The 8,610-nt window shown below is 58.5% G+C and carries 8 protein-coding genes; all 8 read right to left on the bottom strand.

The window, feature by feature from the left end:
* Positions 1 to 264 precede the first annotated feature (264 nt).
* Positions 265 to 2,469, bottom strand: coding sequence for a 3-hydroxyacyl-CoA dehydrogenase NAD-binding domain-containing protein (locus ABJP42_RS16905; RefSeq protein ID WP_348342426.1), 2,205 nt, complete (start codon positions 2,467 to 2,469; stop codon positions 265 to 267).
* The gene (locus ABJP42_RS16900; protein ID WP_348342424.1) at positions 2,466 to 2,951 is read right to left on the bottom strand and encodes a cupin domain-containing protein; all 486 of its coding nucleotides are present in this window, start codon (positions 2,949 to 2,951) and stop codon (positions 2,466 to 2,468) included. Before ABJP42_RS16900 ends, ABJP42_RS16905 begins: the two co-directional genes overlap by 4 nt.
* Complete coding sequence (locus tag ABJP42_RS16895; protein WP_348342422.1) at positions 2,951 to 4,162, bottom strand: acetyl-CoA C-acetyltransferase; 1,212 nt, start codon at positions 4,160 to 4,162, stop codon at positions 2,951 to 2,953. Before ABJP42_RS16895 ends, ABJP42_RS16900 begins: the two co-directional genes overlap by 1 nt.
* 1 nt (position 4,163) lies before the next feature.
* Positions 4,164 to 4,352 (bottom strand): hypothetical protein, encoded by a 189-nt coding sequence (locus tag ABJP42_RS16890; RefSeq protein ID WP_348342420.1) that lies wholly within the window; start codon positions 4,350 to 4,352, stop codon positions 4,164 to 4,166.
* Positions 4,349 to 4,987 (bottom strand): glutathione S-transferase family protein, encoded by a 639-nt coding sequence (locus ABJP42_RS16885; protein WP_348342418.1) that lies wholly within the window; start codon positions 4,985 to 4,987, stop codon positions 4,349 to 4,351. Before ABJP42_RS16885 ends, ABJP42_RS16890 begins: the two co-directional genes overlap by 4 nt.
* 280 nt (positions 4,988 to 5,267) lie before the next feature.
* The gene (locus ABJP42_RS16880; RefSeq protein WP_348342416.1) at positions 5,268 to 6,419 is read right to left on the bottom strand and encodes an acyl-CoA dehydrogenase family protein; all 1,152 of its coding nucleotides are present in this window, start codon (positions 6,417 to 6,419) and stop codon (positions 5,268 to 5,270) included.
* Between the two features lie 44 nt (positions 6,420 to 6,463).
* Positions 6,464 to 6,676 carry a hypothetical protein gene (locus ABJP42_RS16875; protein ID WP_348342414.1) on the bottom strand — a complete coding sequence of 71 codons (213 nt, stop codon included), beginning with the start codon at positions 6,674 to 6,676 and terminating at the stop codon, positions 6,464 to 6,466.
* An 88-nt stretch (positions 6,677 to 6,764) separates the two neighbouring features.
* A complete protein-coding gene (locus ABJP42_RS16870; RefSeq protein ID WP_348342412.1) occupies positions 6,765 to 8,546 on the bottom strand; it encodes an acyl-CoA dehydrogenase C-terminal domain-containing protein in 1,782 nt (593 codons plus the stop codon).
* Between the last annotated feature and the right edge of the window lie 64 nt (positions 8,547 to 8,610).

The following is an 8,610-nucleotide window of genomic DNA, read 5'->3' as shown; positions in this document are numbered from 1 at the left end:
GCAGGTCGCGGAGATCCAAATCCGCATCGCCGTGCTAAACCGTTACACAGTTCTTGGCATACCCGTCACAGTGCCCCTAGGATAAATCCGTCCGGGGAAAGGGGAAGAACGCTCAGACCCCGATTGGTGCAACAAAGCCCTGCTGCGCTAAAAATCTCCAAAAACCCTGTTTGGTTCGCCAAGACAACACTGCTTTGCAGGCCGCAAAAAAGCCGCCCCCCATTTTCATGGGAGGCGGCTTTCTTCTGTGTCTTTTCAGATTGATCAGGCTGCCGAGGCGGCATCCGGGTTGAAGCGACCGTAGAAGGTCTGGCCTTTGGCGGCCATGTCGCGCAGCAGATCCGGGCAGGCAAAACGGTCGCCGTAGGCCGCGGTCAGCTGATCACACCGTTCAGCCGCGTAGGGCGTGCCGATGATGTCGAGCCAGCTCAAGGGGCCGCCGGACCATGGGGCAAAACCCCAGGCCAGAACAGCGCCCACATCGCCTTCGCGGATGTCTTCCAGCACGCCTTCTTCCAGCGCCCGGACCGCTTCCAGCACCTGGGCGAACATCAGACGTTCCTGCACCTCGATAAGGTCGGGCTGGTCTTCCAGCAGCGGGTATTTGTCCTGCAGGCCCGTCCAGTAGCCCTTGCGCTTGCCCTTGTCGTCATAGTCAAAGAAGCCGGCGTTGGATTTGCGGCCCAGACGACCCAGATCTTCCATCCAGAAGATCATGTCATCCGCTGGGCTCTCGGGGTATTCATTGCCCATGGCGGCCTTGGTGGCGCGGGCAATCTTGGCGCCCAGATCAATCGAGGTCTCATCGGTCAGCTGAATGGGGCCAACAGGGAAACCAAGCTGCCGCGCGGCATTGTCGATCAGCACGGGCGAGACACCTTCGGTGATCATCCGCGCGCCCTCATTCACGTAAGGGATGATGCAGCGGTTGGCATAGAAGAAGCGCGCGTCATTGACGACGATCGGCGTCTTCTTGATCTGGCGCACATAGTCCAGGGCCTTGGCGACGGCACGGGGGCCGGTTTCTTTGCCCTTGATGATTTCCACCAGGAACATCTTCTCGACCGGTGAGAAGAAGTGGATGCCGATGAACTGCTCCGGGCGCGAGGAGGCCTCGGCCAGGCCAGTGATCGGCAGGGTGGAAGTGTTGGAGGCAAAGATGCAATCCTCGGGGATCACCGCTTCGACCTTCTTGGTCATCTCGGCCTTGACGGCCGGGTCTTCAAACACCGCCTCGATGATCAGATCGCAACCTTTCAGCGCGTCGAGATCCGGAGTGGCGGTGATGCGACCCAGCATGGCCTCTTTCTTCTCAGCCGTGACCTTGCCGCGCTTCATCCCCTTGTCGAGGTAGGCCTCGGTATAGGCTTTGCCCTTGTCGGCGGCCTCCTGATCGCGGTCGATCAGAACCACCTCCATACCGGCCTGGGCTGAGACCAGCGCAATGCCTGCGCCCATCATGCCAGCACCCAGAACGCCCAGTTTCTGCACCCGCTGATCGGGCACATCCTTGGGACGCACCGCGCCTTTTTCCAGCGCTTCCTTGTTGATGAAGAGCGAACGGATCATCGCACCCGAGGAGGGGTTCATCAGAACGCTAGTGAACCAACGGGCTTCGATCTTGAGCGCGGTGTCAAAATCAACCAGCGCACCTTCATAGACGGCCGAGAGCAGCGCCTTGGCGGCCGGGAAGGCGCCCTGGGTCTTGCCATGCACCATGGCAGAGGCGCCAACAAAGTTCATGAAACCAGCAGGGTGGTAAGGCGCGCCACCGGGCATCTTGTAGCCCTTGGCATCCCAGGGCTTTACCAGATCTGCGCCAGAAGCCTTCAGCACCCATTCGCGGGCGGCGGCGACGGGATCAGCGGCGATCTCGTCAACATAGCCAGCACCCTTGGCCTTTTTCACGTCCAGCATCTTGCCTTCCAGCAACAGCGGTGCTGCGGCAATGGCGCCAACCTTGCGCACCATTCGGGTGGTGCCGCCGGCACCGGGGAAGATGCCAACCATGATTTCCGGCAAGCCATATTTGGCCTTGGGGTTTTCAGCGGCAAAGATCCGGTGCGTCGAGAGCGGCAGCTCCATGCCGATGCCCGCAGCGGTGCCGGGCAGGGCGGCTGCAATTGGCTTGCCGCCTTTTTTGGTTTTCAGATCCATGCCGGCAAGTTCGATCTTGCGCAGCAGGGCATGCATTTTCATGGTGCCTTCGAACAACCCACGGGCGGGTTCGTCGCCGGCCTCTTCCTTCATCACTGCCAGCAGGTTCAGGTCCATGCCGCCCGCAAAAGATCCCTCCTTGCCTGAGGTGATCACCACGCCTTTGATTTCGTCATCCGCCAGGGCCTGATCAATGCAGGCCTCCAGCTGGCCGAGTCCGTCAAAGGACATTACGTTCATTGTTTTTCCGGGAACATCCCAGGTGATGGTGCCGACGCCATCTGCGTCCTTGGAAAGCGTAAACTCACTCATGTCTCGTCTCCGATCTGGTCAGCCGTCAGCGGGCTGCCGTCTTTGCGGGTAAAACTGGCGCCGCTGGCGTCCATTTTTACCATCATATCCATATCGCTGTAGTAAGCGGTTTCAGTCGGGGTCCGGGTGCCCACCACCAAAAAGGTGGCCGGCGCCTCGGTATTGTTCTTCAGGTGATGGCCATTGGCCTCACCGGCTGGAAAGCTGGCGCAATCGCCCGGCAGCATCTCGTGCTCGCCCTCATCATCGATCAGGGTCAGCGCACCGCTCAGCATCACCAGGAATTCATCCTGCTGCATGTGATAGTGGCGCAGCGAGGACAGCCCGCCGGGCTCGATCCGCACGATATTGATGCCCGATTGGGTCAAACCACTGGCATCGCCAATGCGCTGGACAAAACGACCTGCGGTCGCCTCGGCCAGCTTGCCAGGGTAGCTGGAGCCACCCTGAAAGGGGATTTGTGCCAGATCCAGCTTGGGCATCAGACGCGCTCGATAATGGTGGCTGCACCCATACCAGAGGCGATGCAGAGCGTGGCCAGACCCATTTCCTTGTCCTGACGCTCCAGCTCATCCAGCAGGGTGCCGATGATCATCGCGCCGGTGGCGCCCAGCGGGTGGCCCATGGCGATGGAGCCGCCATTGGGGTTAACCACGGCAGGATCGACATCAAAGGCCTGCTGGAAGCGCATGACAACAGAGGCAAAGGCCTCGTTGACTTCAAACAGATCGAGATCGGAAATCACCATGCCGTTGTCGGCGAGGATTTTCTCGGTCACAGGCACCGGGCCAGTCAGCATGATGGTGGGGTCGGTGCCGATCTTGGCGGTGGCCTTGATACGCGCGCGCGGCTTCAGCCCATATTGCTCGCCAAATTCCTTGTTGCCGATCAGCACGGCAGCGGCCCCATCGACGATGCCCGAGGAGTTGCCCGCGTGGTGGATGTGGTTGATCCGCTCCAGATGCGGGTATTTCAGCATTGCCACCTTGTCGAAACCAGGCATCTGCTCGCCCATCATCTGGAAGGAGGCATTGAGCCCGCCCAGGGACTGCATATCGGTGCCGGGGCGCATGTATTCGTCATGATCCAGAATGGCGATGCCGTTCTGATCGCGCACGGTGATCACCGAGTTGGCAAAGCGATTATCGTCCCAGGCGGCTTTGGCACGGCGTTGGCTCTCGACTGCCAGCGCATCAGCCTGCTCGCGGGTGAAACCATATTCAGTGGCGATAATATCAGCAGAGATGCCCTGCGGCACGAAATATGTATCCATCGCCAGAGAGGGATCAACTGCGATCGCAGCACCGTCCGACCCCATGGCAACGCGGCCCATCATCTCAACGCCACCAGCGATATAGGCCTGACCTGCGCCGCCCTTCACCTGGTTGGCGGCAAGGTTCACAGCTTCCATTCCGGAAGCGCAGAACCGGTTGATAGCAAGGCCGGGAATGCTTTGGTCCAGATCAGAGGCCAGCACAGCAGAGCGCGCCAGACAGCCACCCTGTTCCATCACCTGGGTGACATTGCCCCAGATCACATCCTCAACGGCATGGCCTTCGAGGTTGTTGCGCTCTTTCATCGCATTCAATGTCAGGGCAGACAGCCGCACGGATGTGATTTCGTGCAAAGAGCCATCTTTGCGGCCCTTGCCACGCGGGGTGCGAATGGCGTCGTAAATATAAGCTTCGGTCATTTCAGTCTCCACTTGACTTCCAAAACAGGCCCTTGATGCAGGCCGTCTTGATAGATGTTCCTTGTCGCCCATCATGCAGTTCTTCAACTTGTTGGGCAGCTGACAGGCATTCTTCTTTGTCTAAAAATATTAGTCCATCGGCACCTGAAAGAGAGCCTCCGGCTACGAAGATGATGAGTTTCCACATCACGATCTGTTTCTTTCCGACGGATTGCCGGGCATTAGGTCATAGGGATGTTTCCAGCCGGGCGTTGCACTTATGCGCGACAGCCAGGCGTCGATATTGGGGTAGTCTTTGCGGTCAAAGCCAAAGGGCTCGTCGTAAAACAGGTAGCCACAGCAAGTGAGGTCGGCATTGGTCATGCCGTCGCCCACCAGCCAGTTGCGGCCCTGAAGCTGGTTTTCCAAAGTGGCAAAGGCAGCCTTCAGGCGCCCCTGCATGAAGCCAATCACCTCTTGCGGGCGCTTGTCTTCGGGCAGGAAATTCATCAAAAACCGGGTCATGCCCACCTGACTGGAGAGTTTGTGGTTGTCCCACAACACCCAGCGCAGCACCTCATATTTGTCTTCCGGTGCGCCTGCGAATTTCCCGGTTTTGTCAGAGATATACTGCTGAATAACACCGGACTGCGACAGGCGAATGTCACCATCCACCAAAACCGGTGCTTCGGCCATGACATTCAGATCCCGGTAGTCATCGCTGCGATGCCGCCCGGCAAAGAAGTCTACAAAGACCGGTTCCCAGGCGAGGCCGGAGAGTTCCAGCGCCAGTGCCGCCTTGTAGGAATGGCCAGACTCGCCAAAACAATGCAATTTAATACTCACGTGTTTCTCCCTCTGTGCTGCTGCGCATTGGGGGTTTCACCCCCCCAAACCCCAGTGGAATATTTGTGGAAAGATGATGAGGAATTTACAACCCAAACCTGATCCCGTGCTAAGGTGACGGGGCGGTACAGGCTGGAAAGCCGATGACCGCGAAAGGTGATGTCGTCCCTGCCCATTTGGCGAAGGCTTGGGGGCAGGGACGCATTTCCGATATCATCTTTCTTCAAGTATTCCCGCCGGAGGCATCCTGTGGTTTCCAGTTGTGATGTGGGGTGCTGGGTCACAGGGACCGTCCAATCAGTTCTTTCATGATCTCATTGGTGCCACCATAGATCCGCTGCACCCGGGCGTCTGTCCACATCTCCGCCACCGCATATTCCTGCATGAAACCATAGCCGCCGTGCATTTGCAGACATTCGTCAAGCACTTCGCCCTGGGTATCAGTGATCCAGTATTTGGCCATTGCGGCCTTCTCAACCGTCAATTCGCCTTTCAGGTGCTCCACCATACATTCATCCAGGAAGGCCCGGGCCACTTTGGTCTTGGTCAGGCATTCTACCAGTTTGAATCGGGTGTTCTGGAACTGAGTCAGTGGGCCGCCAAAGGCTTCTCGCTCTTTGCAATATTCAATGGTGCGCGCCACCGCACCCTCCATGGCGCCAACGGCACCGCAGGCGATGATCAGACGTTCCTGCGGCAATTGCTGCATCATCTGATAAAAGCCCTTGCCCTCTTCCTGGCCCAGGATGTTTTCGGGGGGCACTTCGACATTGTCAAAGAACAGCTCTGAGGTGTCGGCGGCGTGCAACCCGACCTTTTCAAGGTTGCGCCCGCGAGAAAACCCTTCGGCGCCATCGGTTTCCACCGCCACCAGCGACACACCTTTGGAGCCGAGGCTGGGGTCTGTTTTGGCGGCGACCAGAATAAGATTGGCGTGCTGTCCATTGGTAATAAAGGTTTTTTGTCCAGACAGCCGGTAGGCATTGCCGTCGCGCAGGGCCTTGGTCTTGATCCGCTGCACATCCGAGCCGGTTGATGGCTCAGTCATCGCCAGGGCGCCAACCAGCTCGCCGCTGATCATCCGCGGCAGCCAGCGTTTCTTTTGCTCTTCAGTGCCGTATTCCAGAATGTAATGGGCCACGATGCCAGAATGGATGCCATGGCCCCAGCTGGCCAGATTGGCGCGGCTACCTTCGATCAGGATAGCGGCCTCATGGCCAAAATCGCCGCCTACACCGCCATATTCTTCGGGAATTGAAGGGCAGAGCAGGCCCAACTCGCCGGCCTGGGTCCAGGTGTCACGATCCATCATGCCCTGTTTGCGCCAGGCTTCATACTTAGGCATCCATTCATTGGTGATGAACTGCGCCGTCATATCGGCAAGCATCTGGTGCTCGTCAGTCATCCAGGCGGAACGCGTCTCGATCGTCATGTCACTCCCATTGACCCTGTCTGGCGCGTTCTGGCGCCGGGCCCTTATCTTTTTCGGTCTTCCAGCTCACTGTTGAACAGTCGCAGCCGGTGGCCGAGGTTCTCTTGGTCCGTCACGCTGTCGAAATTCTCAAACAGAAATGACAGGGCTTCGCCTTCGTCCAATCCGGCCTCTGAGGCAAAGCGTTTCAGCCTGCGGTAGCCATCCTCTGTCATCGCGATGGGGAGGCGGCGGGTCAGGCGAAATCGTTTTGGCATCGGGGCTCCTTACTTAGTGTCTGCAGCCCCCGGACCGGGATGGGCACCCCCCGCGCGAGGCAGGGGAGACCCGGTGTCATCCTACGGATCAGAAGCTTGCCGCATCCAGAGCCATGACTGTATCGGCGCCGGTCTCAATCCGGGCCAGATGCAGTTTGGTGGCGGGCAGCCTCCGTGCCATATAGTACCGGCCGGTGGCGATTTTTGTCTCATAGAACGCCGCGTCAGCGGCCCCAGCGTCAAGGGCTTCGATCGCGGCTTTGCCCATCTGGGCCCACATCAGGCCCAGGCAGACATGACCAAACATATGCATGAAGTCATAGGAGCCGGACAGAGCATTATTGGGGTTTTTCATACCGTTCTGCATGAAATACATCGAGGCGGCCTGCAGATCCTTGGAGGCAGCTTTGAGCGGCGCGATGTAGCTCTTGGCGTAGTCCTCGTTCAGCTCGGCATTGTCCTTGCAGAAGGTCTTGACCAGTTCAAAGAAGCCCATCAGGTGCTTGCCGCCGTCCACGGCCAGTTTGCGACCCACCAGATCCAGCGCCTGAACACCATTGGCGCCTTCATAGATCTGCGCGATGCGGGCGTCACGGGTGTACTGGCTCATGCCGTGTTCTTCGATATAGCCATGGCCACCAAAGACCTGCTGGGCCTTGACGGTCATATCGTAGCCTTCGTCCGACAGGAAGCCCTTGATCACCGGGGTCAGCAGCGAGACCAGACCATCAGCCTCTTTGTTGCCGTCGCGGTGCGATTGGTCGATCATGGTGGAGCCCCAGAGCAGGAAGGCACGACCGCCTTCAATAAAGCTTTTCTGGTCCATCAGCGAGCGGCGAATGTCAGGGTGCACGATCAGCGGGTCAGCCGGGCCATCGGGATTTTTCACACCGGTAACATCGCGGCCCTGCAACCGGTCCTTGGCGTATTCCACCGCGTTCTGATAGGCGGCTTCGGCCTGGCTCACGCCCTGCATGCCGACACCCAGACGGGCTTCGTTCATCATGGTGAACATGGCGCGCATGCCCTTGTGGGCATCGCCCAAAAGATAGCCGGTGGCCTCGTCATAGTTCATCACACAGGTGGAGTTGCCGTGGATGCCCATCTTTTTCTCGATATTGCCAACCGAAACACCATTGCGGGCGCCGGGGGTGCCATCTGCGTTCAGGTTGAATTTGGGCACGATGAACAGGGATACGCCCTTGATGCCATCGGGGCCACCGGGGATCTTGGCCAGCACCAGGTGGATGACATTGTCGGACATGTCATGATCACCGGCAGAGATAAAGATCTTCTGGCCGGAAACCTTATAAGACCCATCGTCCTGTGGCTCGGCCTTGGTGCGCATCAGACCGAGATCGGTACCGCAATGAGGCTCGGTCAGGTTCATGGTGCCGGTCCACTCACAGGAGACCATCTTGGGCAGATAGGTGTCTTTCTGCGCGTCCGTACCATGGGCCAGGATTGCTGCCGCCGCACCATGGGTCAGACCCTGATACATCACAAAGGCCTGGTTCGCCGCCGAAAACATCTCGCCCACGGCGGTGCCCAGAACATAAGGCATATTCTGGCCACCATATTGCTCGGGCATGTCGAGACCGGTCCAACCGCCTTCTTTGACCTGTTCAAAGGCCGCTTTGAAGCCAGTGGGCGTATAGACCACACCGTTTTCCAAACGGCAGCCTTCCTGATCGCCAACAACGTTCAGCGGGTGCAGCACCTCAGAGCTGATCTTGCCGGCTTCTTCCAGAATGGCGGCGGTGAAATCACGCTCCAGATCATCATAACCGGGGGTGGCGGCCTCAGAGACTTTCAACACGTCATGCAGGATGAACTGGGTGTCTTTGGTGGGGGCTGTATAGACTGGCATCGCGGTCCTCGTTGGTAGAGAATTTTCAAAGGTGGTCCGCTGCCTGAGGCGGCAGAGGAAAAGG

This window comes from Pseudophaeobacter sp., from assembly GCF_039971195.1.
Classification (GTDB): Bacteria; Pseudomonadota; Alphaproteobacteria; order Rhodobacterales; family Rhodobacteraceae; genus Pseudophaeobacter.
Note: the sequence above shows the minus strand (reverse complement) of the source record. Positions and strands in the feature narration are given on the sequence as shown.

Excerpts from the sequence above, each read along its gene's own strand:
- ABJP42_RS16875 (WP_348342414.1), bottom strand. The coding sequence starts at position 6,676 with ATGCCAAAACGATTTCGCCTGACCCGCCGCCTCCCCATCGCGATGACA.
- ABJP42_RS16905 (WP_348342426.1), bottom strand. The coding sequence starts at position 2,469 with ATGAGTGAGTTTACGCTTTCCAAGGACGCAGATGGCGTCGGCACCATC.
- ABJP42_RS16880 (WP_348342416.1), bottom strand. The coding sequence starts at position 6,419 with ATGACGATCGAGACGCGTTCCGCCTGGATGACTGACGAGCACCAGATG.
- ABJP42_RS16900 (WP_348342424.1), bottom strand. The coding sequence starts at position 2,951 with ATGCCCAAGCTGGATCTGGCACAAATCCCCTTTCAGGGTGGCTCCAGC.
- ABJP42_RS16895 (WP_348342422.1), bottom strand. The coding sequence starts at position 4,162 with ATGACCGAAGCTTATATTTACGACGCCATTCGCACCCCGCGTGGCAAG.
- ABJP42_RS16870 (WP_348342412.1), bottom strand. The coding sequence starts at position 8,546 with ATGCCAGTCTATACAGCCCCCACCAAAGACACCCAGTTCATCCTGCAT.